Here is a 26,617-nt window from a genome sequence, read left to right as displayed (position 1 = left end):
AAGTATTGAATGAAGCACAGCTTTTTCGCTGTGCTTTTTTTATAGATGTAGGACGCCGCATTTTCAGCCATGCTATAGAAAATAGCGTCAGCAAGCGTCTTCGCATCGCTTATCAATGTGGGGGATAGGTTAGTCTCGTTCCGTGATTCGTTGACACTGCTATCAGACTTAAGCTATAGCTAGATCAGTCGTTAGTTAATAACTATGCATCAGCGTAGCGTTGATTTAAAGCAGAACGTAGATTCGGCCAGCGTTGTGGCTAACGGGCGACAGGGAACGTAATTGATGATGTCGGGAGACAAAAATGCTAACTCCATCACAGCAGTTGCAGTCGTACTATTTAGCGATGTTTGGCCGAGCCGCAGATCCGGATGGATTAAATTACTGGCTGCATGAGCTGGAAACAGGAAGTTTAAAACTTGAGGGTATTCTTCAGCAAATGTTGTTATCCGACGAGTTTGCTTCCCAACGGGAAGTGCTTGCTCAGCTTGATAATAACGGTTGGGTCAATGAGGTATACCAACGTTTGTTTGCGCGTGAAGCAGAAGCTGAGGCAGTATCTTACTGGTCTGAACAAGCCCAAAATGGTTATTCTCCTCAGGCTCTTTTGCTCGCTATTACCAACGCTGCGAAAGGTACTGATGCAGAAGCGCTGCATGCATATGCATCAATTGCGGATTTCTACTCCGCGAACGTATCAAGTGACGAGTACGATGCTGAGCGTTCGCTAGTACAAGACGGTTTCAGGTCAAACGACCAGCTTTATCAGGACTTGGCAGATTTAGATGCTACTTACGATACTTTAAGCTTGGTTCAGGCAGGAGAGTCCATTGAGGGCCGTCCGCTGTATAGCGCCACCGTTGGGGAAGGGCCACGTAAATTAATGATCGTGACCCAGCAGCATGGTGATGAACCCGTGGGCACCGAATCCGCGATGCACCTGCTGGAGTGGTTAAGTGGCGATAGTGAGACAGCTCAATCGTTGCGCGAGCAGGTCACATTGACCGTGATGCCCAGAGTTAATCCAGATGGTTTTGAGCGCTGGGAACAGCTGGTTTCAGATAATAGCGATCCTGAAACTACATTAGATCCACGTCGTAACTCAGCAGATATAGATCTCAACCGCACATGGGATGCCAGCGAAACGATTGATCCGGCGCTAATTCCTGAAACCTTAGCTGTACGTCAAATATTGGAAGCGTTTCAGCCGGATTTGATTCTCGATTATCATAATCAGAATAACTATCTCAATGAGCTGGGCGAGCTGGAGACAATGTCGATTCTGTGGCCAACCAATGACGGCGTCGAGCCGTCTATAACGGCTACCGCTCAGCAGGCTGCTGTAGCACTTGCCCAAGGGGTTGAGCTATTTGATTATGGGTATCTATCTTTATTCCCTGGCGGCGATGCGGCGGATATCGGCCGTAATGGGATAGCGATAGATGGTACACCGGCACTTTTAATAGAACAGCGTGGGCTTGAAGAATTCGAGTTAAAAGCGCTGGAGGGGCTAGAGCTTGATTTTGATGCAGTCGCAAGCGCGCTAACTCTTGAAGGGGTTCTCAGCATGATTGGCGTTATGCAGGCGCTGGGTAACGATGGCTTTGATACCATTGATCCGGAATTAGCCATCTTGATCCCGGAGCGAGGAGCGCGCACCCCCTTCGATGAAATTTATGCGGAAGAGGTTGATTGGGGAATGGATATCGCGGCAACTCCTAGCATCGAGTCTCTTTATGATGGGGGAGAACTTACTCCTGTGACGTTGGCGGGTGTAGCTGAGCCCTCATCATCGGAATTTTTAGCTGCATAAAAAGACTCGGTGATGCCTATCTGTTCGATATGCCCTCATGCTAATAGTGAGGGCATTTTTTTGGCTGACGTGATTTCTAAGATATTAGTATGGATAGCGTATAAGCCTGCTAAGCATATTTGCGCCTACTAGTCCCCTTGGGGAGATGTGCTACTATCACCGGCCTTCGTTTTCTGCTGGAAGCGCTAAATGGTCGTTACAAAGCCTTTATATCAAATGACAAGTGGCATGGTGTTTTTGATGAGCGCCTTAGCGCTGGTCGTGCCATCGGGCTATTCAATCGGCCCTGTGATGCTGCTATTGGCCAGTGGGCTGCTTTTAGTTAAACGTCTGCCCTGTAAGCTCAAGCCGCAAGACCTATGGATTATCGCCGCGTTGGGTATTTATGGCGTTGTGGTTGGTGCGCTTTCTTTGCTTGAGCTTAGTGCGCGCGAGCTTGACCGCCCGGTGCGGTTTTTATTGGCGATACCCGTGTTACTGTTGATTCTGCGTGTTCCTCCGCGGCTATCTTGGCTGTGGTCGGGTATTGGGGTAGGCGCAATCGGTGCAGGGACGCTGGCTGCCTGGCAAAAATTCGGTGAAGAAGTATGGCGTGCCGGTGGGTTTCTGCATCCCATACAGTTTGGCAATTTAAGTATGCTAATGGGGGTGTTGTGCCTAGCAGGTTTGGGCTGGGCTGCCGTGCAAGGCTCCCGATATAAATGGGTGGCGCTCTTATTAATAGGTGCGCTGTGTGGCATGCTGGGATCGTTATTTTCGGGAAGCCGAGGAGGCTGGATTGGTTTGCCCATTATAGGCATGGTGCTTTATCGCAGCTATGGTCACTGCTTCTCTGCGCGGGTTAAATTCAGTATTGTGGGTTTTGTAACATTGCTTCTTGCAACGCTTTATCTATTGCCCCAAACCGGCCTTCAGCAGCGGGTAAAAGAAGCAGCCAGCGATATCAACAGCTACGTAACAGGAGCAGAAAGAGACACCTCACTTGGGCTTCGGTTTGAAATGTGGCAAGGAGCAACGCAGTTGATTGCAGACCGCCCCTTATTAGGCTGGGGGGAGGCTGGCTATCAGTCAGCCATGCACGAGTTAGGCGAGAAAGGCGATATTTCAGTCGCTGCTTCTGGGTTTGGCCATGCGCACAATGACATCATCGATGCATTTGCAAAGCGCGGGATCTTGGGGGTGGTAGTATTGCTATTGTTGTACCTAGTGCCCATACGGATGTTTGCTTCAGGTTTACGGCATTCCAATCATGAAACTAGAGCGTTAGCCGTAGCAGGCACATTATTGTCTGTGGCTTATATTGATTTTGGCCTTTCGCAAACTTTTTTTGCGCATAATAGTGGTGCCATGTTTTACGCGTTCTGGCTGGCTGTGCTATGGGGCACGTATAGTGCAAAGAAATAATCGAGTAAGCGTCACAGCATCACGCATTACTCAATATCAATAGGGAAATAAGGGCGGTGTTGAGGTTAAGGTTTGCGTGGTGATGTTTTGGGGGCAACCACTTCCACCTTTTTCTGCTCTTTTGTCCACTTGCCTGCTGGTTTATCAATATATTGAAAGTACTCATTGGTAAAACTGCCCTGGTTGCAAGCATGTCGATAGGAGACAGTCGGCACGTTTGTTTGATCAAGCTCCTGATTAAAAACGCCAGGGCCGGTAATATCAAACACGTTTTTAGATTCGTTAGTCTCAATATTCGCGCATGCTCTATCAATCAGCTTGGCTAAATTGGGGTTGGCGGGTTGGCTGGCAATAAAGTAGTTGCTGAAATGGCCTTGCCGGGTAATGACATACAGTTCGTTAATATTTTCAGGCACCACGCGGGCTAGCGGCCAGATAGCGTGAGCATCTATATCAAGATAAACCCCACCATGTTTTTGAAGAACTAATAAGCGCCATAGATCCGCCTGCGCTGCTCCAATTTGCAACCGTTCATAGCTGGCAAGTATTTCTTGATTAAAATTTTCGGCGATAAATTGGTGTCTTGCATCAGTCACCATAAACCGATATTCGAACCGGGGAGCCATCAGTCGGTTAAAGAGATAGTTGAGGTAGACGGGTAGCGTGACCCTGTTTGTAAAGTTGGTCTGCCAAATAATGCGTGGTATGAAAGGCTCTCCTTTAGGGGAGAGCAGCGGTGCCGCGTGTTCGGGTAAAGTGAAGCGCTTGCTGGGGAAAACAGCATGGAAAACATAGCTTAGAAGCTTGGTAACGTTGGCCAAGAGCTTAATGAGGCGGCTCGTTCCTACAATAATCGCATTTTTAAAGACAGATGATGCGGACATGAAAATGTTCCTGGCTGACAATCATTGCCGCTTGGTTAGCGGCAAAAGCCGATAGTCTACCAGCCTCCCTGGCCTTCCAATAGGCTGCGCATATTATTGTCCAGTTTTATGCGAAAGTCTGCACTGCCCAGCACCATGGCATCGCCTGAACGCACCACCCTGGCGCTGACATATAAATAGTCCTGCCCTTGAGCATAAGTGCCCATCAATATAGAGCGGGCGTTGTGTTGGGAGCTTAAGCGCTGCACTTGGCGGGAAAGAATTAACTCGCCTACGCTTTCCTCAATAAACATGCTGTCGCGCATTTTAACTTCACGCACCTGCATGCCTTGCTGGGCAAGGGCGGAGGCCATGATCTCTGAGCTAATACGCCCAAACGTGGAGGACTGACTTAAGTTATCAATACTCACAAAGGTGGCGGCAATCATAGGGCTGTAGCGCGTAAGGTCTGGATTGCTTGCAACCATCTGTTGGGCTGCTTTATGAGCCAACTCAGAAAGGTCTGGTGCGGGTTCTGGTGGCTTATTATTTGAATTGCCCATCGTGCTGCAGCCCGCCATGGATAGCAATAAAACGCCCAGCAGCAATAGGCGGCTGGTGGATAAACGTTGACGCAATGATGGCGTAGCAAAAAATTTAAAAGGCATGACGTTACCAGGTATTGGTGATGGAAACGGTGGGTGTCGCCGGTGCTCTAGGGACACGGTGAGGCGCGTATTGGCGGCGGTCGCCTGCGTTGATGTAATAAATATTTGATGAAGAGTAAAGAATACGCTCACCATCAATAATCTGTGTGGTGATAATCACTTCTTCATTGCCGGTAGTAGTCCAGCTACCGCTGACGGTATCAGCTATCATCGCCGCAGGAATTAATCCAAGCGCAGGCTCTGCCCAGTGGTTGATCGGGATGGTAGCCACCGCGACGCCTGCCGTTAACGCCGTAAATGCTCCAATTGGCGGACGAATAAAACCGCGGTCACGATGCTCAACGACTTCTACATCAATATGTATATTGGCGGCATTGGGTGTCGGTACGGTGGTTAAGTTGGCACCTCGTGAGACCAATTCGCTGGTGAGCAGCGTACGAAAACCACGTTCAAACTCGCCGCCGCTATAGACGTTCAGGCCTGGATGATCAGGTTCGGTAATATGTAAATCACGGAAGCGAACCCGCTCACGCTGTAAAATATTGCTGGCTTCATGGCGAGCCAGGACTTCCCAGTGATGGGCAGCCTGCATGCGTTGTTGCTCTGTATAGGGATAGGTGGTGGCTATAGGGGCCTGCGAGGTGTTGGCATAGAAACAGCCGCTCAGCATCAAACCAGTAATCCCTACACTGGCAAGGCGAAATAATTGAGTAGTAAAAAGACGACTTAAGCTGCTATGCACCAGAGGTTCCTTATCGCTTCATGGGGTCTTTGTTAGACTAGATGAGTTTTATCATGCCTAGTAATAATCGGCCACGAGGTTGAAAACTTGAATGAGCGATAACACGAATGCTTGAAGATCATCGCAGCGGTCCGCGCCATGATTCGCTAATGTCAGCGTACCCAACCGATGAAAGTAGTAGCGGGTGGATGATTAGCTATATCGATATCATGACACTGCTGGTAGCGCTATTCGTCATTATTGTGGCAGCGGCGGGCAAAACGGCACCTGATATTTTTCAAACATCGCCAGAAGATGTCGCTCAAGCGCCTCCCCCTGTGCTTGAAGTGCCGCTTCCTGATGCCATGGAAAACGTGCTGCAGCACCGCGTTATAGAAGAGTGGCGACACGGGCTAGATCCTTTCGCGATAAGTGCCGCGTTAGGGGTGGCGGGTTTACCTAAGCCAAGACCTGCGCCTGATTTGCCGCCACCTTTGCTAGCGCTTGCAGACTTTGATCCTCTGCCGCCTGTAGAGCTTGATGAGCCATTAGCCTGGCTTCCGCCGGTGGTATTACCTACCGCGTTAGTGCCCGCCGGTGATGATGTTCCGGCGGCTCCGCTGGCAAACTACATGGTATTGCTAACCGATCGTCCGCCGGTCAATGTGCAAGAAGTAAAGGTACAAGAAATATCGGTAGACGCCATCAATAGCGCCCAGGCCGTCCAGGTCGCGTTAGCCGAGCGGGTCGAAACGTCCCCCTACTTGCCAAACCTGGAAGGTGTTGAAGTATCCCGTGTTGCAGAAGGGATCAGTTTGCGAGTGCAGGATCAATTGCTGTTTCCTTCAGCGGCTGCAGAGCTAACCAGCGGAGGCTCCTCATTGGTAGGTAGCCTGTTAGAAACCATACAGCGCTACGACGGTGAAGTGTGGGTCGAAGGTCATTCTGACAGCCAAACCATCAGCACCGATGAGTTCTCTTCTAACTGGGCGCTTTCAAGCGCCCGAGCGATAGCCATTGTGGAAGCACTGGAGGCCGAAGGAGTTGCGCCTGAGCGCTTGCGAGCCGTTGGCTTGGCAGCGACTCAGCCGCTTGAAAATAATGAAACCCCAGAGGGGCGAGCGCGCAACCGGCGGGTAGAAGTGGTTATTCATGTTGAGTAGGAGATCACTTTAGCGATGGCCCGACACCTCGGCGGGGGTTAAGGGCGGCTGGCGCCGCCATCGCCGAATAAATTCAGCTCCCACCTCACCGTTGGTGACATTAATACATCTGATGAAAGGTGCTTATCCGGCTCAAAGCACCTTACCCTTGTGGGAGGCCGCTTCAGCGGGCGAAGCTGTGCAGCCGGGGTTGAGGGCGGCTAGCGCCGCCATCGCCGAATAAATTCAGCTCCCACCTCACCGTTGGTGGCATTAATACATCTGATGAAAGGTGCTTACCCGGCTTAAAGCACCTTACCCCTGTGGGAGATCGCTTCAGCGGGCGAAGCAGTGCGCAGCGCTGCCGGGGTTAAGGGCGGCTGGCGCCGCCATCGCCGAATAAATTCAGCTCCCACCTCACCGTTGGTGACATTAATGCATCTGATGAAAGGTGCTTACCCGGCTCAAAGCACCTTCCCCCTGTGGGAGATCGCTTCAGCGGGCGAAGCCGGGCGATAGCTTAAAAGATAGAGATTTTACTAATAAGTACCGTTTTAGCTGCACAATAATGATGCTTGGGGCGGGCGTATTAAATTATTGCCTTATGTAAGGCATGCAATGTTGTTTGTTAAGGTTTTAATAAGCAGTGTTTTTTATATATTGGCATATTAAATGCATATTTAAAGTGGTCATTAACGACAAAGCTTGGCGGCTTTTTTAAGCCAAAAGAGGTAATGCTATGTCTGAACATGCCTGTACCGCATTATTACCCGAGTTGCCTGATGCGGAGCATCGGTCACGTTTGGTACTCACCGACTTAGATGGTTCGCTACTCGATCACCATAGCTATGATTTCTCACCTGCGGCACCCAGCTTGTCGCGCCTAAAGCAATTAGGCGTGCCGGTAATCCCCGTGACCAGTAAGACGCGTGCTGAATTATTGCCGCTGCGTGAATTGCTTGGACTTACGGGAACACCTTTTGTAGCTGAAAATGGCGCTATTATTGGCTTGCCGCCTAGCTGGTGCCATGCGCGTCTTGACCGTCCAGGCAATGGACGCGATGGCATTGTTACAAAACACGCCGGTGTTGATATTGGATTTATCCGAGCACGTTTAAGGGTATGGCGCCAACGGTTAGATGTACGTTTTACCAGTATGGGCGAGCTGAGTGTCCAGGACGTCGTCAAACTGACGGGGTTAGATAAAACGCGCGCACAGGATGCCTGCAAGCGCGAAGGCAGCGAGCCGCTAATTTGGCAAGATGATGCCGTTTCGCTCGAAAACTTCCGGTTAGCGCTAAGCGGCGACGGCCTTGAGCTTACTCAAGGCGGACGCTTTTGGCACGTTATGGGCCGTGGCGCCGATAAAGGCTGCGCTGTCACATGGCTAATCAAGCGTTTTGCCAAATTAAGAGGGTGCACGCCACTCTCGTTAGGGCTGGGCGACGGACCTAATGATCTAACGATGTTGGAGGCGGTCGATCAAGCAGTGGTTATTCGAGGTTGTCATAAAGCACCTGTTACACCGCAGGCCGCGGCGTTATATCGCACAAACAAAGCTGGGCCAGTTGGATGGGCAGAAGGAGTCGCGTACTGGTGGGAGCAGGATAGCCGCCAGTTAAATCTGGCAACGAAAACCGTTGCGCTGACTCAATAACGCCAAGGAGGGATGCCCATGAGTGATTTTCATCAAAACGGGGTGATAACCGATTTTCATAATCTCACCCGTCGCCCTGTTGAGGCGCTGGAGCAGGAGCTTATCCAGTTTGCTAAACGCCGCCCTATGGGCTTGATCTTGCCGTCATTGTTTTCAGAGTTGGAAGGGCCTGCGCTATCCCGAATAATTGATGAATTGGCGCAAGTACCTTATTTGCAGGAAATTGTGATTGGGCTGGATCGCGCGGATCGCGACCAGTTTTTATACGCCCGAGAATTCTTTTCACGTCTGCCGCAGCATACCCGCATTTTATGGAACGATGGTCCACGCCTACGTGAGTTGGATGCAGAGCTTGAAAGCCATGGTCTAGGAGCATTGGAGCCAGGTAAAGGGCGTAACGTTTGGTATTGCGCCGGGTATGTTTTGGCTTCCCATCGCTCAGTTGTCGTTGGGCTACATGATTGCGATATTCTTACCTATGATCGAGGGCTTTTAGCGCGCTTAATGTACCCGGTTGCGCACCCGCGCTTTAACTATAGTTTCTGTAAGGGTTACTACCCGCGCATTGCTGAAGGAAAGCTTAATGGCCGTGTGTCACGCTTATTGGTAACCCCTTTACTCCGTGCGCTGAAAACCGTGTGTGGGCCTATGCCTTACCTGGAGTACCTGGATAGTTTTCGTTACCCGCTGTCTGGTGAGTTTGCTATGCGCAGCGAGGTATTGGAAGGGATTCGTATTCCTGCAGACTGGGGGCTTGAAATTGGTGTGCTGTCTGAGCTGCAGCGTAACTACTCCCATCGTCAGCTCTGTCAGGTAGATATCGCTGATGCCTATGATCACAAACATCAGCCTATCAGTGAAGAGGACCCCAATAGTGGTCTAAACCGAATGAGCCTGGATATTTCCAAAGCGCTCTATCGTAAATTGGCCACTCAAGGCGTGAGTTTTAGCAGCGAAGATTTCCGGACGCTAAAAGCCACTTATTACCGGCTGGCGCTGGACCTGATAGAAGCCTATGACCATGACGCTACCATGAATGGCTTGAGCTTGGACCGCCATTGTGAAGAGCAGGCGGTAGAGCTGTTTGCGAGTAACTTGCTAGAAGCCGGCAACCTGTTTCTGGATAACCCGCGCGAGCGGCCGTTTATTCCCAGCTGGAACCGCGTGCAGGCGGCCGTACCGGATGTATTAAGCCGCATGCATGAAGCCGTAGCGTTGGATAACCAGGGCAAGGTGTAGGTTTATTCGAAGAACATGGTAAGAGCAGGCTTCAGCCAGTGAATGAGGGGCAACCCAAGAAGGCCTGATAAGCATTGTGGGAGCAGGCTTTAGCCAGCGAATGGGGTGGGTTTAACCCCGGGAGGCCTTCGGCCTCCTTCGCCCAGTGGAACTGGGCTCCCACAATGTTTACTCAACCCCGAGCCTTAATGAATTGGGTTTCTTAATATTTGTCCAGTCCAAAAGGCCTGATAAGCATTGTGGGAGCAGGCTTCAGCCAGCGAATGGGGTGGGTTTAACCCCGGGAGGCCTTCGGCCTCCTTCGGCCAGTGGAACTGGGCTCCCACAATGTTTACCCAACCCTGAGCCTTAATGAATTGGGTTTCTTGATATTTGTCCAGTCCAAAAGGCTTGATAAGCATTGTGGGAGCAGGCTTCAGCCAGTGAATGGGGTGGGTTTAACCTCAGGAGGCCTTCGGCCTCCTTCGCCCAGTGGAACTGGGCTCCCACAATGTTTACCCAGCCCCGAGCCTTAATGCATTGGGTTTCTTAATATTTGTCCAGTCCAAAAGGCTTGATAAGCATTGTGGGAGCAGGCTTCAGCCAGTGAATGGGGTGGGTTTAACCTCAGGAGGCCTTCGGCCAGTGGAACTGGGCTCCCACAATGTTTACTCAACCCCGAGCCTTAATGAATTGGGTTTCTTAATATTTGTCCAGTCCAAAAGGCCTGATAAGCATTGGGGGAGCAGGCTTCAGCCAGCGAATGGGGTGGGTTTAACCTCAGGAGGCCTTCGGCCAGTGGAACTGGGCTCCCACAATGTTTACCCAGCCCCGAGCCTTAATGCATTGGGTTTCTTAATATTTGTCCAGTCCAAAAGGCCTGATGAGCATTGTGGGAGCAGGCTTTAGCCAGCGACAAGGCCTGGTGCAACCACTTCCTAACTGTATTCAGGAAGGGAGCGAACGCTATCTTCTTCGGTTTGATGAATGCGGAAGTTAGCCACACGCTGGCGCAATTGAACACTCAGATGGGACAGAGCTTGTGTTGCATGATTGCTCTCTTGTACTAGGCTGGCGTTTTGCTGGGTCATTTGATCCATTTGCGTAACTGCCATATTTACCTGCTCAATGCCGCTACTTTGTTCGCTGGTCGCTGCCGAAATTTCCTGTACTAGCGTGCTGAGCTGCTGGATATCGGTCACCACGTTATTAATGATCTCGCCGGTACTACGCACTTGCTGGCTGCCATCGGCTACCTTGGCGCCTGAGTTCTCGATCAGCTTTTTAATTTCCTGGGCAGCCGCTGCCGAACGGCTAGCCAGTTGGCGTACTTCACTGGCGACAACCGCAAAGCCGCGTCCCTGTTCACCCGCTCTTGCCGCTTCGACCGAGGCATTCAGGGCCAAAATATTGGTCTGAAACGCGATAGCGTCAATCGTGTTAACGATGCTGCTCATTTGGGTCGAGCTTTCATTGATGGTGGCCATGGTGCTTACCATGGCGGTCATCGCATCACTGCCTTTTTGTGCTTTCTCGGCGGTGGTGGTTGCCAGTTTGCGAGCATGGTCCGCGTGCTCGGCATTCTGTTTCACCGTTGCCGTGAGCTCTTCCATGCTCGACGCCGTTTCAGCAAGCGAAGCGGCCTGCTGTTCGGTGCGCGTTGAAAGCTCTTCATTCACGCCTACTATTTGTTCGACACCACTATTCACTTGGCTGGCGCCATGATGAATATCGCCAATTGTTTCAGCTAGCATTTCACGCATACGGTTAATATCAAACAGCAGGCTTTGCTGATCCTTTGATGAAAGCTGGGTTACCTGGGTCAGATCACCATTGGCGATATTACGTACAACGCTGGCCGCGTAGCGGGGGTCGCCACCTAAACGGCGCGCTACATCACGAATAACCCAGCCCATTAACACGGTTACTGGCAAGCCAATGATTAACAGTATCCCCGCCGAGCGAAGCAACCCAGCAATGAACGCTGCATTGATATCATCCACATAAACGCCCGTTGCCAACGACCACTGCCATGCGGGAAGGTGCGCTACATAACTGGTTTTCGGCAACTGTTCATCACCGCCAGCGCGGGTAGAGTAGTAGTTAACGTGGCCTCCGCCTGCCTGGGAAACACGCAGCAATTCGGGGTATAGCGCCATACCGCTGGCGTCCAGATAGCTAGTCATATCAGTGCCAGGCGTACGGGTAGGGTGAGAAATAACCAACAGGTCGTCGTTGAAAGCGAAAATATACTCGCCAGCCCCGAAGCTAGCGCTGGCCATATTGTCGATAGCGCGCTGTTGCGCTTCTTCAAGGCTTAGCTCGCCAGCGGCTACGCGTGCCTGTAGGGCTTCAATTTGACTATGCACACTTTCGACCACGTGCTGAATGCTGTCGCGGCGCTCGCTCTCAATTGTTTGGCGGTTCTCCCAGGCTAGCCAGCCAACTAACAGCAGCATGGTGGCCCAGATAATACCCAACGTGCCCCAAAGTTTTGTTGTTGTTGTTAAATGCTTCATATTCTTCCTATAGACGTTAAGTTAAGAATGAATGACGATTCTATATATCGGCCTAATTACTGAAGACGTTAGCTCAGCGGCTTATATTTTTGTAACGTTATTTGATGTTTAGCTTACGGTTGCGATACAACGCGAGGCCAAAAAAACGCCCCCTTGGCCTAAAGCCAAGAGGGCGTTTTACATTGCCATCAACTCGATTTAAAAATCACTGTCATCGTGTGCGTACCGCAATGTTGAAGGGGCTAAAGGCAGGGCGGTTGCCGGTTTAGCCGCCGTCGTTTGGTTAATGCGGAAGTTAGCTACACGCTGGCGCAGCTGAATGCTCAGGTGGGACAGGGCTTGCGTTGCGTGATTGCTCTCTTGTACCAGGCTTGCGTTTTGCTGGGTCATTTGATCCATTTGCGTGACCGCCAGATTCACCTGCTCAATGCCGCTACTTTGTTCGCTGGTCGCTGCTGAAATCTCCTGTACTAGCGTGCTGAGCTGCTGGATATCGGTGACCACGTTATTAATGATTTCACCTGTATTGCGAACTTGCTGGCTACCATCGGCTACCTTGGCGCCTGAGTTCTCGATCAGCTTTTTAATTTCCTGGGCAGCAGATGCCGAACGGCTGGCCAACTGGCGTACCTCATTTGCGACAACCGCAAAGCCGCGGCCTTGTTCACCGGCTCTGGCCGCTTCAACCGAGGCATTAAGCGCCAAAATGTTGGTTTGGAACGCGATAGCGTCAATCGTGTTAACGATGCTGCTCATTTGGGCCGAGCTTTCATTGATGTTGGCCATGGTGCTCACTACTGCCGTCATCGCATCGCTGCCCCGCTGTGCTTTTTCGGCGGTGGTGGTCGCCAGTTTGCGCGCGTGGTCCGCATGCTCGGCATTTTGCTTCACTGTTGCCGTGAGTTCTTCCATGCTTGACGCCGTTTCAGCAAGCGAAGCGGCCTGCTGTTCGGTGCGCGTTGAAAGCTCTTCATTCACACCCACGATTTGATCAACACCATTATTTACCTGATCGGCACCGTGGTGAATATCGCCTATCGTGTCGGCTAACGCTTCACGCATGCGATTAATATCAAACAGTAGGCTATCGTGGTCATTGCTGGAAAGCTGAGTGTTGCGGGTCAAATCACCGTCTGCAATATGGCGGACTATACTGGCCGCGTAACGTGGGTCCCCTCCTAGGCGGCGAGCTACATCGCGGATGACCCAGCCCATAAGCACGGTCACGGGAATGCCAATAATCATCAGCGCTATTAGAGAACGGATAAGATTGCTGATAAAAGCATCTTGAATGTCGTCGACATAGATGCCGGCGCCAAACGCCCAGTTCCATTCGGGGATGTAGGCGAAATAACTGATTTTTGGAAATTCTTCGTCACCCGAAAGGCGGCGGGAAAAATATTCGACATGTCCTCCACCTGAGCGTGCGGCATTAAGAAACGCAGGATACAAGTGCATACCTTGGGTATCTGTAAAGCTGCTCATATCTTCGCCTCGTGGGCGGTTAGGGTGGGAGACGATCTTTAGCTGGTCATCAAAAGCAAAGACGTATTCACCCTCAGCGAAGCTTGCATTGGCCAAGCTATCGATGGCGCGTTGCTGGGCCTCTTGCAGGGTTAGTTCTCCATTGCTTGCTTTGGTTTGCAATGTTTCCAACTGAGAATGAAGGCTTTCAACCACATGTTGAATACTCGTACGACGTTCTTGCTCAATGGTTTGGCGAGATTCCCACGTTAACCACCCAACCAGCGTCAGCATGGCCAGGCAGATGATCCCCAAAATGCTCCAAAGTTGTTGATTCGTAGTCAATCGAGTCATGTGTGTCCTATAACAATCAAGCTATTAATGAATGACTTTGGTATATCGGCCTAATTGCCTACGACGTTAGCCTAATTTACATATATTTTTGGTATGAAAGACGTCTATAAAAAAGCCGCCAACAAAGGGCGGCTTATATCAATAGGTTATGTTGATATTTTAAATTTGATTAGCTTTTGTTTAAGACTTAGGGTTTAAGACTTAGAGTTTAAGACTTAGGGTTTAAAACTTAGGGCGCTGGGCTCCCCATCATTTCTATCAGACGGGCTTCATCGGGCATACCCTGTATTCGGTCGATACGCAGATCACCGTTAGGCGTTTCCCGTTGGAAGGCGCTGGTGGGCGTAGCGTAAAGCCCTAATGCTTCAAACAGCTGGTTGTTTGTGTATACCTGTTCTTCGATCTCGCGTGGCTGCGCACTCGCGGTAATTACTTCGCCCTCTTTCTTACGCTTAAGTGCTGCGCTGGGGTCATCAGCGCCAAGTAGAACAGCGGCTTTTCCAGGGCTATCGGGCGCTAAGATACCTATCATAATGTGGCGTAGCTGCACCTTGCCGGCATTTACCCAGGGGCGCGTTTGTTCCCAAAACGCCTGACAATAAGTGCAGTTGGCATCGGTAAAGGTATAAATTACCTGAGGGGCTTCGGGGTTGCCATCCTGTATCCAGTGGCTGTTTTCCAGTAATTGCCATGTTTCAGCCTCAAGTGCCGCGCGTACATGCTCATCCAGCTGGGCTTCTGTCAGGTTGTTACCTTGGCTATCTGTTAATGTACCGACAATGGCATGCTCTTCGTCGGGGGTAAGGTAGATCGCAATTTCCTGCCCCTGGGTACTTGCACCATAGCCTGTTAGGCCACCGGGGGCATCAAACTGGCCATGAATTTCCCACCCCTGATTGGCTAATGCTTGCACCGGAGCTGGCAATTCGCTCGCCTGGCTTGTGCTAACGCCTGCCAACAACAAAAAACTACTCAATGCAGAAGGGCTAAAAAAGCTGTGTCTAAATGACATTACAACATCCTTGCGTATACGCGATTGCGCAAAAAGACAAACCCAGTCGATGCCATAACGTAGCAGAGCCTATCGTCAGGTAATACCCAAACGCTATTAATACCCAGGCATTATTCATACCCGAGCACTATTAATACCTGAGTGCTAAATACCTAAGCACTACTAATATAAAACACTATGTAAAGGCGATTAGCCAGCGTGCCGCATAAGGCGAAAGCGTGTCCTCTAGATGCGCGCTTTCGGGCTCAATCGCTTGCCAATTGTGCTGTTCAAGCGATTGTGCCACGGCTTCTCCCATGTCTGACAAACATAATGGTTTGTCGGTGACATTATACAGAGCAAGTAGCCGGCGCCCGCTATGTAACGGGCCGCGCTCGATGGCAAGAAGCTCCGGTGGCGAAGTAAGTACGCGCTGTGCAGCACTGGGATGAAAGCATGGTTCCTGCTGGCGCTGTTCAAGCAGGCGACACAGTGCTTGGAAAATATAGTGCGTCGGATTGGTGGTGTTATCGAGCAGTAGATCAAGCTCACTGCTCTGCCAGCGACGCCGATTAATCGAGCGTAAGCGGCCACTGCGCTCAACGCCTTCGACATCATTGAGCGTGCTGGTCAGCGTATGAATATACAGGGCTGGAATCCCCTGTAGGCTCAGCATAATAGCTTGGCTGCACAAAAAGCGTGCTACCTGCCATGGGTCTGGGCCACGGTGGGTGCCACGCATTGCTTCGAACCAAGTGATATTAATTTCGTAAGGTGTATCGCTGCCATCGGGGTTGCTGCGCATGCTGACAAAACCGCCGAAGCGATGCATCAGCTCTAAAAGTGCGTCGCGCTCATGGTTAGGCAGCAATCCCTCCAAAGGGCGCACGCCAATACCATCGTGGCTTGCGGTAAAGTTCAGGTACGTACACTGGTACGGCAATACCGGTAAACTTGATAACCATGCTTGCAGGGTTTCCGATTCGCCCCGCGTTAAGGTGTGAAGTAGCAGCGGAGGGAGCGCAAATTGATACACCATATGTGCTTCATCAGGCGGGCCTTCGGGCAGGCGCTCCAGACCGAAGTAACTGATATTTTCTTCGTGGGGCACGTTGGTTTCGGTAACTAGCAGGGTGCCTGGCGCAATTTCATCCACGACGGCACGTAACAGGCGTACAACAGTGTGCGTTTGAGGTAGATGGATACACGAAGTACCCAGACGCTTCCATAAAAATGCCACGGCATCCAGGCGAATGATCCGTGTCCCTTGCTGTAGGTAGAACAACAAAATTCCCACAAACTCCAAAAGCACATCAGGATTTTCAAAGTTTAAATCAAGCTGGTCTTCTGAAAAGGTTGCCCAGAGGTGGCGCGTGCCGCGGCGTGTTGCCACCGGAACGAGTAGGGGGCTGCTACGCGGGCGGGTAACGTGGGAAATATCCGTTTCAGGGTCTACTTCAATAAAGTAATCGCGGCCCGGCAGGCTGCCGCTTAAGTAATCGACAAACCAGAGCGATTCCCGGGAAACATGGTTCAGCACCAGATCCGCCATCACATCATAATGTTGGGCCAGTGTCTGAATATGCTGCCAGTCGCCAAGTTCCGGATTGACCTCACGGTAGTGAATGACCGAAAAACCGTCATCACTACTCCAGGGAAAGAAGGGTAAAACATGCACACCGCTGATGCGATCGCCCAGGCGCGTCTGTAAAAAATCGTTCAGGACGGCGAGAGGCGGGGAGTCAGTGTCGATGATGGAATCACCATAACAGATCAACCACTGATCCTTTTCGCTCCATGTTGGTGCCGAGCCGCAGTGCGTTGGCGCATCGGTTAATGCTGACGCGCTTAACGAACGGAAGTGATCGAGATGCTGGCCCAGACGACGCAGGACTTCATCGGCGCGAGGGCCATAAAGATGCGTCAGATAACCGTGAACCTTCTTTTCAAACGTCGGCATAAGGGGCTCCTTATCAACCATTTGTCTCCTGAATTCATTAAGCACTAGCATTGAACAAATGCAGCTTGTGTGCCAAATCGTTACAATGCAGGGTAACAGGCCGCCGACGTTTCATTATGGCCCGCGTTTAACCCCTTACGGCGTTTGAGTTTACGCCCGATAAGAGATAAAAAACGTGCTTGAAAATAGTGAGTGATAATTAGGTTATAACACGCTTACTCGTGCAGCTTACAGCACGGACTGACAACAGGTTGACCGCTATGCATTGTCCTTTTTGTGGTGCTACTGATACTCGAGTGACCGATTCGCGACTGGTAGCGGAAGGCGATCAGGTGCGTCGGCGTCGGCAGTGCGCTAATTGCCATGAGCGCTTTACTACTTACGAAACGGCCGAGCTGCTGATGCCTCGGGTCGTAAAGTCAGATGGCTCCCGTGAAAGCTTTAATGAAGCAAAGTTACGCGATGGAATGGTGCGTGCATTAGAAAAACGCCCGGTCAGTGCTGAATCTATTGAAGCGGCGGTTGAACGTATTCGTCAAACGCTGCGCGCCAGGGGGGACCGGGAAATTAACGCGCGAGACATCGGCGAATCCGTGATGCAGGCCTTAAAGAACCTGGATCAAGTTGCCTATATTCGATTTGCCTCCGTATACCGTAAGTTTCAGGATCTGGACGAGTTTCGTGCTGAGATTGACCGCCTTTCTCAGGAACCGCCCCGCATAACCCCAGGGCATGAGAAGGACGATACGTAATGGGTGCTACTGTCCCGTTTAGTGATTTAGACCACCGTTACATGGCGCGCGCCCTCCAGCTCGCAAGAAAGGGCCTGTATACCACCGACCCCAATCCGCGGGTGGGGTGTGTCATCGTACAGCAGTTGCCTGGCCAGCCAGGGCAGATTGTGGGAGAGGGGTATCACGTGCGCGCCGGTGAGCCCCATGCCGAAATCAACGCGCTAAATGCCGCCGGTGAGCATGCAAGGGGCGCTACGGCGTACGTTACCCTAGAACCTTGCTCACATACTGGGAGAACGGGGCCCTGTGCGGTAGCGCTCCAAAATGCCCGGATAGCGCGGGTCGTCGTCGCCATGGTGGACCCTAACCCACAAGTGAGTGGGAACGGAATCAAGGTACTCAGGGCGGCAGGCATCGAGGTCGGCGTGGGACTGCTGGAGCAGGATGCACGCGCCTTGAACCCGGGCTTTATTGCCCGTATGGAGCATCAACGTCCTTTTGTACGCCTGAAAATGGCCATGAGTCTGGATGGCCGCACGGCGATGGGATCAGGTGAGTCGCAGTGGATAACCGGTCCTGAAGCGCGCAGTCATGTTCAGCGTTTGCGGGCGCGTTCCAGCGCTATTTTAAGCGGTGTTGAGTCGATCATCATGGACGACTCACGGCTGACTTTACGGGTTGAGCAATTGCAGCTGGCAAACGCAGATACGGTAGTTTTGCGCCAGCCGTTACGCATTATTGTGGATACCCGGCTGCGCTTACCGCTGGCCACGGCCTGCTTAACCGAGCCGGGCCGAACGCTGATCATGACAACGCCTGCACATTCGCCTGAAAAACGCACTAAGTTGATCGCCGCCGGTGCTGAAGTGCATGTGTTTGAGCCAGGTAGTGATGGACGCCTTCCGCTGAAGGAGTTGCTTCAGTGGCTGGCTGAAAACGAGCAGGTTAATGAGTTACTGGTTGAAACAGGGGCTACGCTTGCCGGGGCGCTGTTAGATGCTCAGCTAGTAGATGAGCTTCAACTTTTTGTCGCTCCCACTTTATTGGGTGGTGAAGCAAAGCCGCTCTTTGCGCTGCCTGGGCTTTCACGAATGGCGGATCAACGGCGTTTAACCATTCATGATATGCGCGCTGTCGGTCGTGATTGGCGTATTATTGCCTCGCCTCAGCCTGACTAGCGCATGTGGCGATAGCAAGGTACTCTTGTCGCAAATTCAGGTCGCCAGTTTGGTATCGCCAGCGTTGGCATCATAATCTTTAAGTATCGCGCAGCGAAGACGTTGCGCCACATCGCATACCGTGCGAATTCATATTTAGGAGCTTCCATGGCGCATTCCTCCTCTGGGGGCTTAGCCTCTATCGCCGAGCTGGTGGACGATATTCGCCAGGGCAAAATGGTGATCCTCATGGATGATGAGGATCGCGAAAATGAAGGTGATATCATCATGGCGGCCGAGAAAGTTCAGGCCGAGCATATCAACTTTATGGCTCGCTTTGCTTGTGGCCTTATCTGCATGCCGATGACGCGAGAGCATTGCGAGCAGCTCAATTTGCCCTTGATGGTGCGTGATAACGGCTCGGGCTTTGGTACCAAGTTCACGCTTTCCATCGAAGCAACGGAAGGTGTCACAACCGGTATCTCGGCCGCTGATCGCGCGCGCACGGTTCAAACGGCTTGCGCACCGTATGCTAAACCGACTGATATTGTGCAGCCTGGGCATATTTTTCCGCTGATGGCCGAGCCCGGTGGCGTATTGCGCCGCGCAGGTCATACAGAGGCGGCCTGCGATTTATCCGCTTTAGCCGGTTGTGACCCAAGCGGTGTGATTTGCGAGATTATGAATGATGATGGCAGCATGGCGCGTCGGCCTGAACTTGAGGCGTTTGCCAAGCAGCATGATATTAAAATCGGTACCATTGCCGACCTGATTCATTACCGTATTATTCATGAGCAGACGGTTGATCATGTGGAAACCTCCACCGTCATGACTTCTCAAGGGGAGCTGGCGCTGCATGTTTTCCGTGATCGCATCCAGGGGGCGCATCATTTAGCGCTCGTGAAGGGGCACCCCACTCCGGATCAGGCAACCACCGTTCGCGTTCATCTGGCGGATACGCTGCGTGATGTGCTCGGCTTAGCCAAAGATGAGCAGGGGCGCTGGAATGCCCATCGGGCGCTTGAAGAGATCGCCGGCTCGTCTGCCGGCGTTCTGGTGCTTATTGATGACGGCCGTCCGCATCAGGATTTAAAAGATCAGTTAGACGTGTTTTTGGACCGCGTGCGTCAGCCGCGCACCAGCGACTTCGATGGCACGGGTAATTATTTAACGATTGGTACTGGCTCGCAGATTCTGCGCCATTTAGGCGTTGGTAAAATGCGGCTACTAAGCTCACCATGGAAGTTTTCGGCCCTTTCAGGCTTTGATCTTGAAGTTGTCGAGCTCGTGGGGCCGAATGACACCGTGTATGAGCCAATTTCTCAGCAGGAATAAATTGATGCAATCCCTCTCTCAAGTAGAAGGTACGTTTGTCGACGTCGATGGCCGCTACGTTATCGTGGTTGGCAGGTTCAACCATCATGTGGTTGATAGTCTTGTGGAAGGCGCTATTGATAGTTTGACGCGTCACGGTGTAGATGCCGAGAATATTCATATTGTTCACGTTCCGGGTGCCTGGGAACTGCCGCTTGCGGTAAAGCGTGTGCTTAAAGTGATGAAACCTGACGCGGTTATCGCGCTTGGCGCGGTGATTCGTGGCGGTACGCCGCACTTTGAATACGTAGCAGGCGGCTGTAATACTGCGATGAACCATTTGCAGCTGGAGTTTGATACGCCGGTCGCAAATGGCGTATTGACCGTTGAGTCCATCGAGCAGGCGATTGAGCGTGCGGGTACCAAAGCGGGCAACAAGGGAACGGAAGCCGCTATGGCAGCGATGGAAATGGTCTCACTGCTGCGCGCGATACCGCTAGGAGATTCACAATGAGCGAGCGCCGTGAGCGTAAGCCCTCTGCCGCACAGCAGAGCCGTCACGCTGCCCGTGAATTGACCGTACAGGGGTTGTATCAGTGGCAGATGACCGGTAAATCGATTACTGCTGTTGAAGCCGAGTTTCGTAGCCAGGTAGCTGATGATGACCTGGAAGATCATGAAAACTGGGTTAAGGTGATGGAAATCGCTGACAAGGCGCTTTTCCACGAGCTTCTGCACAACACCGCGCGTTTTAAGATTGAGCTTGATCGTGAAATATCTCCCTTGCTGGATCGCCGTCTGGAAGATCTGGATGCGGTAGAGCTAGCTATTTTACGTCTGGGGGCTTACGAGCTTTCCCGCCGTATGGAGGTGCCGTACCGGGTAGTTATCAATGAAGGGGTTGAGTTGGCCAAGTCGTTTGGCGCAACCGACGGCCATAAATACGTGAACGGCATTCTCGACAAGCTGGCTAATCGCTTGAGAAGTGCCGAAGTCAGCGCTCGCCGTTTGTAACGCCGGGCTGCCTGATAAAACGTTTAAGGGGCCTTTGTGCTTGCCGAATTTGATTTGATTCGTCGTTATCTGATGCCGTCGCAAAAGCTTAATGCGAAAGATGGCGTCGCACTGGGTGGTGGCGACGATGCTGCCCTGTTAGTGCCTCAAGCGAATCATCAGCTCGCGGTTAGCGTTGATACGTCCGTTGTGGATGTTCACTTCCCCCATGATGCCCCGGCCTTTGCGGTGGGGCATCGTGCGCTTGCCGTTGCGTTAAGCGATTTAGCGGCCATGGGCGCAGACCCGCGCTGGTGTTTTATGGCGCTCACGCTGGATCAGCGAACGTTTTTTGATGATGCCGCTATCCACGCGTGGATAAAAGATTTTGCCGATGGTTTTCATTCGCTATGTCAGCAGCAGTCAACCACGCTGGCTGGTGGCGACGTCACATCGGGTGCTCTGAGCATCGGGGTAACCGTTATGGGCGAGGTGCTCAAGGGTCGTGCTTTGACCCGTGCAGGCGCCAGGCCTGGCGATATGATTGCGGTCACCGGTGCCCTAGGCGGTGGCGCTGGCGGGTTAGCACTTTGGCAGCGTGGTGAACGTGATCTCAAGCATCCCTTGCTGCGCCGCTATTTGCTGCCCGAGCCGCGTTTAGCGGCGGGGGTGGTACTTCGCGATATGGCGACCGCCGCAATGGACATCTCTGATGGGCTATTGGCCGATCTTGCCCATCTGCGCGCAGCCTCCAAGGTAGGCGCTATTATTGATGTCGAGTCGTTGCCATTGGCCGAGACACTTATCGAGTCGCTTGGCCTTGAAGAGGCGCGCAACGCTGCGCTGTCAGGCGGGGATGATTATGAACTGCTGGTTACCCTGGCGCCGGAAAACGTGGTTAACGCACAGCGTGATCTCCGCAAGCAGGGATTAGCGTTAACAGTGATCGGCCAATGCAGTGAAACGCTGGGTGTTGAAGGGATCGCACCGTATAGCAAGGCTGGTTGGCAGCATTTTAATGAGGGAACGCCATGAACCGTGCACCATCAAGTGTGTGGCGTCGCCCAACGCATTTTTTCGCGTTTGGTTTAGGCAGCGGTACGGTGCCCTGGGCGCCGGGTACCTTTGGCACGCTCGCCGCCATCCCTTTCTACTGGATGATGGCGGATTTACCGCTCGGCTGGTATTTAGGTATTGTGCTTGTCGCCTTTATCGTCGGCGTTTGGCTGTGTGATAAGACCTCGCATGATTTAGGCGTACACGATCATTCCGGCATTGTTTGGGATGAGTTCGTGGGGTACTGGATTACGATGGCCGCCGTGCCTTTCTCCTGGGAGGCCGCGCTATGGGGCTTTATTGTGTTCCGTATCTTCGATGTGTTTAAACCTTGGCCGATTCGCTGGGCGGACCGGCGTGTTGCCGGTGGCTTTGGCATCATGATTGATGATGTCATGGCCGGGATCTATGCCTGGAGCACCATGCACCTATGGTATTGGTTACATTGATGGTATTGGCTACATTGATGGTATCGGTTGCACTAATACGCAGCGGCAGGTGACACTGGCGAAAGTTACGTACAAAAAGTACTTATAAAGTACTTATTATGGTACTGGCGAAATGTACTTATGAGAGGTGCTGATAAAAAGTACTTATTAGAAGTGCTGATAAAAAACGTAGTAAAGGCGCTGACGAAAAGTACTTCTTACCGGTGCGGCTCAAGGAGATGGCATGCGCAAGGAACGTTTAATCGTCCCTATCTTGGCAGCGATCGCCATCGTATGGATGGCAGGACAACTGCTGTCCAGCGTGTTATTTGAGCGTAGCCTTCGTCAGGCACTAGAAGATTTGGAAGCGCGAGGTGAATGGCGGGTAACCCGTACTGAGAGCAGTCGTGGCTGGTTAAGTTCCCAGGGACGTTTATTGCTTTCACCTCTACTGGGGCGCCCCTGGCGGTTAGAGCTTACCTACCGCGCTCGTCACGGCATTTTAAGCACCGATGTCGAAGGCACGCTTTCGCCGCGTCTGGATACGGTCTTACAGCGTGCAGTCGGCGAGGTAACCGCGGCATCCGCCCCACGTTGGAAAGGGCGCTATCACACGTTAAGTGGCCGTAGCGAACTACAGCTCGCCTTAGCCCCCTTTATTATCCAGCAAAGTGGACGAGAACTTGAAGTTCGCGGTGCGCGCCTGCGTCTTGAAGGTGTCTTTGGTGACTGGCGTTTACGTGTTCGTCTCGACCAACTGTCATTAATAGATGGTGTCGCGCAGTTGACCTTGGGGCCAACGCTGCTTGAAAGTCGTTACACCTATATTGACGATGCCTATCATTTTACCCAGCGTGACCATTTGCAAGTTGATTCGGTGGCGCTACGTTATCCTGCCTATGCCATACAGCTAGCGCCGCTTAGCCTGCAAAGCTATATGGTGTTGGATGAAAGCGAGCTGCGCATTAAAGGTGAACTGGTGATGGGCGATATGATGGTGCCTTCTGAGGCTCCGGATACGCCGCTGATTAACGGGCGTATTGAAATGGAGCTTTCGCGCCTAAATGCCGATGCCATACGCCAGACGATCCGACGCTTGCGTCAGGAAGCCGCGTGGGGCGATACCAGTCTGCCGATGGCCGAAGGTTTGCTGTCCCGCCTTGAGCCTGACCTGCTCCAGATATTGAGTGACTCTCCACGCCTGGATGTATCCACGGTAGCGTTGAATAGCCCTTTATTGGGTATTCGCGTTGATGCTGATGGTGCGCTGTTTTTCGATGCCCGAAAGCTGGATCAGTTAAGTGTTACTGCACTTGATAAAACGGATGAGCGCGAGCGCTGGTTTGAACGCTTGGATGGCGATTTTATGTGGCATGATGCGCCTACTGTCACCGCGTTATGGTTAGGTCTGCCGCTAGGTACCCGGGATTTACAGTTTGACGTTATACGTGGCAGCTGGCGCGTTAATGGTCGACCCTTGCCTGAGCTATGGCCGCAATAGACAACCATAAGGGTTGAAGTTTGAGCTCTTTGCCCGCATTCCATAGGCAATGCTAGACGGTAGAGCCGTCAGTCACTGTTTATTGGAGGGTGCATGAGCGACCAGGATAATAACCGCGATCACGATAATCTCGATTGGCTGGCGGACGACGAATCGTCATCGCACCAATCTGATGATGCCAGCGAAAATGAGCATCGTTCAGACGGCGAGAAGATAAACTCGCTGGTTCCCGCCAGTGAAATGCTCCCCGAGCGCATCTACTTACTCCCTATTCACAACCGGCCTTTTTTCCCGGCTCAGGTACAGCCACTGGTAATCAACCGTGAGCGCTGGGAAGAAACCATGCGTCGTGTCGGCAATACGCCGCATAAAACCCTGGGTGTTGCCTTCGTGGGCGAGGGCGGTGTTGAGTCGTTAGACCACGATGATTTTCCAGAAATTGGTACCGCCGTCAGAGTGCATAAGCTCAAAGGTGAAGACCAGCAAATTCAGTTTATTGCCCAAGGGGTGCAGCGTTTTCATATTAAGCGCTGGCTTTCTAAAGAGCCGCCTTATCTGGTTGAGGTCACTTACCCCAAAGAACCCGTCGATGCCGAAAATGAAGAAACCCGTGCTTACGCCATGGCGATCATTAACGGTATTAAAGAGTTGCTGCCGATCAACCCGCTTTATGGCGAAGAACTAAAGCACTATCTAAATCGCTTTAGCCCTCATCAGCCAGGCCCCTTAACCGATTTTGCCGCAGCGATTACGTCGGCCAAAGGGCCTGAACTCCAGGACGTGCTGGCAACGCTGCCGGTCGCTGAGCGTATGCACAAGGTTTTGCCTCTTCTGCGTAAGGAGATTGAGGTTGCCCAGCTGCAAAGCGAAATCAGCGAACAGGTCAATGCGCAAATGCAGGACCGCCAGCGTGAGTTTTTCCTGCGCGAGCAGCTAAAAGTTATTCAGCGCGAGCTAGGCATTTCCAAGGATGACCGTGAAAACGATGTCGATACTTTTAGAAACCGTCTGGAATCATTAGTTGTTCCTGAGCGTGTTCAAAGCCGTATCGATGATGAGCTCAATAAGCTGAGTGTTCTGGAAACCGGCTCCCCCGAGTATGGTACTACGCGTAACTATCTTGACTGGCTAACCTGCTTGCCCTGGGGAGTCACAAGTCAGGATAAGCTTGATTTAGGTCATGCCCGTGAGGTGTTGAACCGAGACCACGACGGCCTGCAAGATGTTAAAGAACGAATTGTGGAGTTCCTGGCGGAAGGCACATTTAAAGGCGATGTGGGCGGCTCAATTGTTTTGCTGATTGGCCCTCCTGGGGTGGGTAAAACGTCCATCGGCCGCTCTATTGCCGAAGCCTTGGGGCGAGAATTCTATCGTTTCTCGGTCGGCGGAATGCGCGACGAAGCGGAAATCAAGGGCCATCGGCGTACATACGTAGGCGCGATGCCCGGCAAGCTTGTCCAGGCATTTAAAGAAGTCGAAGTCGAAAACCCCGTTATCATGCTGGATGAAATCGATAAGCTGGGACAATCGTTCCAGGGCGACCCTGCCTCGGCGCTGCTTGAAGTACTGGATCCTGAACAAAATATCGACTTTCTGGATCACTATCTAGATGTCAGGATGGACCTTTCCAAGGTGCTGTTCATCTGTACGGCCAATACGCTGGACTCGATTCCTGGCCCTCTGCTGGACCGTATGGAGCAAATTCGCTTATCCGGCTACATTGCCGAGGAAAAGCTCGCGATTGCCAAGCATCATCTGTGGCCGAAGCTGCTTAAGCGCAACAATATGCCCAAAAAGCGTATTAACTTGACCGAAGCAGCCTTAAAGCAAGTCATCGAAGGGTATGCCCGTGAAGCAGGGGTTCGGCAGCTTGAAAAACAGCTTCATCGTATTGTGCGCAAAGCGGCCGTCAAACTATTGGAAGAAGAACTCGAAACCGTCAAAGTATCGGTCAATAACCTCGAAGAGTTCCTAGGGGCACCTCTGTTCCGTAAAGAGAAAGTGCTCAAGGGTGAAGGTGTGGTAACAGGGCTTGCTTGGACATCCATGGGGGGCGCCACGCTACCCATTGAAGCTGGCAAGATCCACTCGCTGGACCGCGGATTTAAGCTTACGGGCAAACTTGGCGATGTCATGAAGGAGTCTGCCAACATCGCTTACAGCTATACGCTGGGCCACCTGCAGGAGTATGGAGCGGATGCTGATTTCTTTGATTCAGCTTTTGTCCATCTTCATGTGCCGGAAGGTGCTACACCAAAGGATGGGCCGTCCGCCGGGGTGACCATGACTACCGCGCTGCTGTCACTTGCCAAACATGAGGCTATTAATCGGCCGCTGGCGATGACGGGTGAGCTGACGCTAACCGGTCAGGTGCTTCCCGTTGGTGGCATTCGTGAAAAAGTCATTGCTGCCCGGCGCAGCGATATCTTTGAATTGATTTTGCCTGAGGCCAACCGGCGGGATTATGAAGAGTTACCAGAGTATCTTAAAGATGGGGTAACCGTGCACTTTGCAAATCGCTATAAGGATGTCGCTAATGTGGTTTTTAAAGATTAAGGGTGATCATGCTAGCGAGTCTTTCAGGCGCGCCTTAGCTTAGCGGGCTAACATAAGGTCAGTTTTATTAATTAATTTTAAACGCCGTGCAAAAGTACGGCGTT

The 26,617-nt window shown here is 52.0% G+C and carries 21 protein-coding genes; 14 read left to right on the top strand and 7 right to left on the bottom strand.

Features of this window, described 5'->3' with window-relative positions:
* Positions 1 to 304 precede the first annotated feature (304 nt).
* Together ACT3XD_RS09475 and ACT3XD_RS09470 are read left to right on the top strand one after the other, a co-directional pair.
* On the top strand, positions 305 to 1,813 hold the full coding sequence (locus ACT3XD_RS09475; protein ID WP_192538838.1) for a M14 family zinc carboxypeptidase: 1,509 nt from the start codon (positions 305 to 307) through the stop codon (positions 1,811 to 1,813).
* A 240-nt stretch (positions 1,814 to 2,053) separates the two neighbouring features.
* Entirely contained in the window at positions 2,054 to 3,217 is a 1,164-nt protein-coding gene (locus tag ACT3XD_RS09470; protein ID WP_225736231.1) for an O-antigen ligase family protein, read from the top strand.
* A gap of 65 nt (positions 3,218 to 3,282) precedes the next feature.
* Here ACT3XD_RS09470 and ACT3XD_RS09465 read toward each other — a convergent pair whose 3' ends face one another.
* The 3 genes from ACT3XD_RS09465 to ACT3XD_RS09455 are packed head-to-tail and all read right to left on the bottom strand — an operon-like array spanning position 3,283 to position 5,490.
* Positions 3,283 to 4,101 carry a glycosyltransferase family 32 protein gene (locus tag ACT3XD_RS09465; RefSeq protein ID WP_192538836.1) on the bottom strand — a complete coding sequence of 273 codons (819 nt, stop codon included), beginning with the start codon at positions 4,099 to 4,101 and terminating at the stop codon, positions 3,283 to 3,285.
* A 56-nt stretch (positions 4,102 to 4,157) separates the two neighbouring features.
* Positions 4,158 to 4,748, bottom strand: coding sequence for a FlgO family outer membrane protein (locus tag ACT3XD_RS09460; protein ID WP_192538835.1), 591 nt, complete (start codon positions 4,746 to 4,748; stop codon positions 4,158 to 4,160).
* 4 nt (positions 4,749 to 4,752) lie between these two features.
* On the bottom strand, positions 4,753 to 5,490 hold the full coding sequence (locus ACT3XD_RS09455; RefSeq protein ID WP_192538834.1) for a hypothetical protein: 738 nt from the start codon (positions 5,488 to 5,490) through the stop codon (positions 4,753 to 4,755).
* Positions 5,491 to 5,597: 107 nt separating this feature from the next.
* Here ACT3XD_RS09455 and ACT3XD_RS09450 point away from each other — a divergent pair, with 107 nt between their 5' ends.
* The 3 genes from ACT3XD_RS09450 to ACT3XD_RS09440 all read left to right on the top strand — a co-directional run bounded on the left by ACT3XD_RS09450 (position 5,598) and on the right by ACT3XD_RS09440 (position 9,507).
* Positions 5,598 to 6,632 carry an OmpA family protein gene (locus ACT3XD_RS09450; RefSeq protein WP_192538833.1) on the top strand — a complete coding sequence of 345 codons (1,035 nt, stop codon included), beginning with the start codon at positions 5,598 to 5,600 and terminating at the stop codon, positions 6,630 to 6,632.
* 718 nt (positions 6,633 to 7,350) lie between these two features.
* Positions 7,351 to 8,268 (top strand): HAD-IIB family hydrolase, encoded by a 918-nt coding sequence (locus ACT3XD_RS09445; RefSeq protein WP_192539904.1) that lies wholly within the window; start codon positions 7,351 to 7,353, stop codon positions 8,266 to 8,268.
* An 18-nt stretch (positions 8,269 to 8,286) separates the two neighbouring features.
* Positions 8,287 to 9,507, top strand: a complete 1,221-nt coding sequence (locus tag ACT3XD_RS09440; RefSeq protein ID WP_192539905.1) for a glycosyl transferase — start codon at positions 8,287 to 8,289, stop codon at positions 9,505 to 9,507.
* A 917-nt stretch (positions 9,508 to 10,424) separates the two neighbouring features.
* On the opposite strand, the gene ACT3XD_RS09435 is transcribed toward ACT3XD_RS09440, so the two are convergent.
* From ACT3XD_RS09435 to ACT3XD_RS09420, 4 genes are all read right to left on the bottom strand, one after another.
* Positions 10,425 to 12,005, bottom strand: coding sequence for a methyl-accepting chemotaxis protein (locus ACT3XD_RS09435; RefSeq protein ID WP_192539659.1), 1,581 nt, complete (start codon positions 12,003 to 12,005; stop codon positions 10,425 to 10,427).
* A 198-nt stretch (positions 12,006 to 12,203) separates the two neighbouring features.
* Entirely contained in the window at positions 12,204 to 13,823 is a 1,620-nt protein-coding gene (locus tag ACT3XD_RS09430; RefSeq protein ID WP_192539658.1) for a methyl-accepting chemotaxis protein, read from the bottom strand.
* A gap of 229 nt (positions 13,824 to 14,052) precedes the next feature.
* Complete coding sequence (gene dsbG / locus ACT3XD_RS09425) at positions 14,053 to 14,835, bottom strand: thiol:disulfide interchange protein DsbG (RefSeq protein WP_192539657.1); 783 nt, start codon at positions 14,833 to 14,835, stop codon at positions 14,053 to 14,055.
* Positions 14,836 to 15,010: 175 nt separating this feature from the next.
* Positions 15,011 to 16,774, bottom strand: coding sequence for a sugar phosphorylase (locus tag ACT3XD_RS09420; protein WP_192539656.1), 1,764 nt, complete (start codon positions 16,772 to 16,774; stop codon positions 15,011 to 15,013).
* Between the two features lie 260 nt (positions 16,775 to 17,034).
* On the opposite strand from ACT3XD_RS09420, the gene nrdR reads away from it, so the two are divergent.
* The 9 genes from nrdR to lon all read left to right on the top strand — a co-directional run bounded on the left by nrdR (position 17,035) and on the right by lon (position 26,513).
* Positions 17,035 to 17,526, top strand: a complete 492-nt coding sequence (nrdR, locus tag ACT3XD_RS09415; protein WP_192539655.1) for a transcriptional regulator NrdR — start codon at positions 17,035 to 17,037, stop codon at positions 17,524 to 17,526.
* Positions 17,526 to 18,686, top strand: coding sequence for a bifunctional diaminohydroxyphosphoribosylaminopyrimidine deaminase/5-amino-6-(5-phosphoribosylamino)uracil reductase RibD (ribD, locus tag ACT3XD_RS09410; RefSeq protein WP_192539654.1), 1,161 nt, complete (start codon positions 17,526 to 17,528; stop codon positions 18,684 to 18,686). Before nrdR ends, ribD begins: the two co-directional genes overlap by 1 nt.
* Positions 18,687 to 18,833: 147 nt before the next feature.
* Positions 18,834 to 20,000 carry a bifunctional 3,4-dihydroxy-2-butanone-4-phosphate synthase/GTP cyclohydrolase II gene (ribBA, locus tag ACT3XD_RS09405; RefSeq protein ID WP_192539653.1) on the top strand — a complete coding sequence of 389 codons (1,167 nt, stop codon included), beginning with the start codon at positions 18,834 to 18,836 and terminating at the stop codon, positions 19,998 to 20,000.
* A 4-nt stretch (positions 20,001 to 20,004) separates the two neighbouring features.
* Entirely contained in the window at positions 20,005 to 20,493 is a 489-nt protein-coding gene (ribH, locus tag ACT3XD_RS09400; RefSeq protein ID WP_192539652.1) for a 6,7-dimethyl-8-ribityllumazine synthase, read from the top strand.
* A complete protein-coding gene (nusB, locus tag ACT3XD_RS09395; protein ID WP_192539651.1) occupies positions 20,490 to 20,993 on the top strand; it encodes a transcription antitermination factor NusB in 504 nt (167 codons plus the stop codon). The genes ribH and nusB overlap by 4 nt, the downstream gene beginning before the upstream one ends.
* Before the next feature lie 36 nt (positions 20,994 to 21,029).
* Positions 21,030 to 22,007 (top strand): thiamine-phosphate kinase, encoded by a 978-nt coding sequence (gene thiL / locus ACT3XD_RS09390; RefSeq protein ID WP_192539650.1) that lies wholly within the window; start codon positions 21,030 to 21,032, stop codon positions 22,005 to 22,007.
* On the top strand, positions 22,004 to 22,477 hold the full coding sequence (locus ACT3XD_RS09385; RefSeq protein WP_192539649.1) for a phosphatidylglycerophosphatase A family protein: 474 nt from the start codon (positions 22,004 to 22,006) through the stop codon (positions 22,475 to 22,477). The genes thiL and ACT3XD_RS09385 overlap by 4 nt, the downstream gene beginning before the upstream one ends.
* A 223-nt stretch (positions 22,478 to 22,700) precedes the next feature.
* Complete coding sequence (locus tag ACT3XD_RS09380) at positions 22,701 to 23,957, top strand: DUF945 family protein (protein WP_192539648.1); 1,257 nt, start codon at positions 22,701 to 22,703, stop codon at positions 23,955 to 23,957.
* A 93-nt stretch (positions 23,958 to 24,050) separates the two neighbouring features.
* On the top strand, positions 24,051 to 26,513 hold the full coding sequence (gene lon / locus ACT3XD_RS09375) for an endopeptidase La (RefSeq protein ID WP_192539647.1): 2,463 nt from the start codon (positions 24,051 to 24,053) through the stop codon (positions 26,511 to 26,513).
* Positions 26,514 to 26,617 lie beyond the last annotated feature (104 nt).

Origin of the sequence: Halomonas sp. AOP7-B1-5 (assembly GCF_052353045.1) — a bacterium.
In the GTDB taxonomy this organism is placed as follows: Bacteria; Pseudomonadota; Gammaproteobacteria; order Pseudomonadales; family Halomonadaceae; genus Vreelandella; species Vreelandella colorata.
The sequence above is the reverse complement of the archived record's forward strand: the minus strand, read 5'-3'. Positions and strand labels throughout refer to the sequence as shown.

Excerpts from the sequence above, each read along its gene's own strand:
- ACT3XD_RS09420 (WP_192539656.1), bottom strand. The coding sequence starts at position 16,774 with ATGCCGACGTTTGAAAAGAAGGTTCACGGTTATCTGACGCATCTTTAT.
- ACT3XD_RS09445 (WP_192539904.1), top strand. The coding sequence starts at position 7,351 with ATGTCTGAACATGCCTGTACCGCATTATTACCCGAGTTGCCTGATGCG.
- nusB (WP_192539651.1), top strand. The coding sequence starts at position 20,490 with ATGAGCGAGCGCCGTGAGCGTAAGCCCTCTGCCGCACAGCAGAGCCGT.
- ACT3XD_RS09465 (WP_192538836.1), bottom strand. The coding sequence starts at position 4,101 with ATGTCCGCATCATCTGTCTTTAAAAATGCGATTATTGTAGGAACGAGC.
- ribD (WP_192539654.1), top strand. The coding sequence starts at position 17,526 with ATGGGTGCTACTGTCCCGTTTAGTGATTTAGACCACCGTTACATGGCG.
- ACT3XD_RS09475 (WP_192538838.1), top strand. The coding sequence starts at position 305 with ATGCTAACTCCATCACAGCAGTTGCAGTCGTACTATTTAGCGATGTTT.
- nrdR (WP_192539655.1), top strand. The coding sequence starts at position 17,035 with ATGCATTGTCCTTTTTGTGGTGCTACTGATACTCGAGTGACCGATTCG.
- ribH (WP_192539652.1), top strand. The coding sequence starts at position 20,005 with ATGCAATCCCTCTCTCAAGTAGAAGGTACGTTTGTCGACGTCGATGGC.
- ACT3XD_RS09440 (WP_192539905.1), top strand. The coding sequence starts at position 8,287 with ATGAGTGATTTTCATCAAAACGGGGTGATAACCGATTTTCATAATCTC.
- ACT3XD_RS09450 (WP_192538833.1), top strand. The coding sequence starts at position 5,598 with ATGCTTGAAGATCATCGCAGCGGTCCGCGCCATGATTCGCTAATGTCA.
- ACT3XD_RS09460 (WP_192538835.1), bottom strand. The coding sequence starts at position 4,748 with ATGCCTTTTAAATTTTTTGCTACGCCATCATTGCGTCAACGTTTATCC.
- ACT3XD_RS09435 (WP_192539659.1), bottom strand. The coding sequence starts at position 12,005 with ATGAAGCATTTAACAACAACAACAAAACTTTGGGGCACGTTGGGTATT.
- ACT3XD_RS09380 (WP_192539648.1), top strand. The coding sequence starts at position 22,701 with ATGCGCAAGGAACGTTTAATCGTCCCTATCTTGGCAGCGATCGCCATC.
- lon (WP_192539647.1), top strand. The coding sequence starts at position 24,051 with ATGAGCGACCAGGATAATAACCGCGATCACGATAATCTCGATTGGCTG.
- dsbG (WP_192539657.1), bottom strand. The coding sequence starts at position 14,835 with ATGTCATTTAGACACAGCTTTTTTAGCCCTTCTGCATTGAGTAGTTTT.
- ACT3XD_RS09385 (WP_192539649.1), top strand. The coding sequence starts at position 22,004 with ATGAACCGTGCACCATCAAGTGTGTGGCGTCGCCCAACGCATTTTTTC.
- ACT3XD_RS09470 (WP_225736231.1), top strand. The coding sequence starts at position 2,054 with ATGAGCGCCTTAGCGCTGGTCGTGCCATCGGGCTATTCAATCGGCCCT.
- ACT3XD_RS09430 (WP_192539658.1), bottom strand. The coding sequence starts at position 13,823 with ATGACTCGATTGACTACGAATCAACAACTTTGGAGCATTTTGGGGATC.
- ribBA (WP_192539653.1), top strand. The coding sequence starts at position 18,834 with ATGGCGCATTCCTCCTCTGGGGGCTTAGCCTCTATCGCCGAGCTGGTG.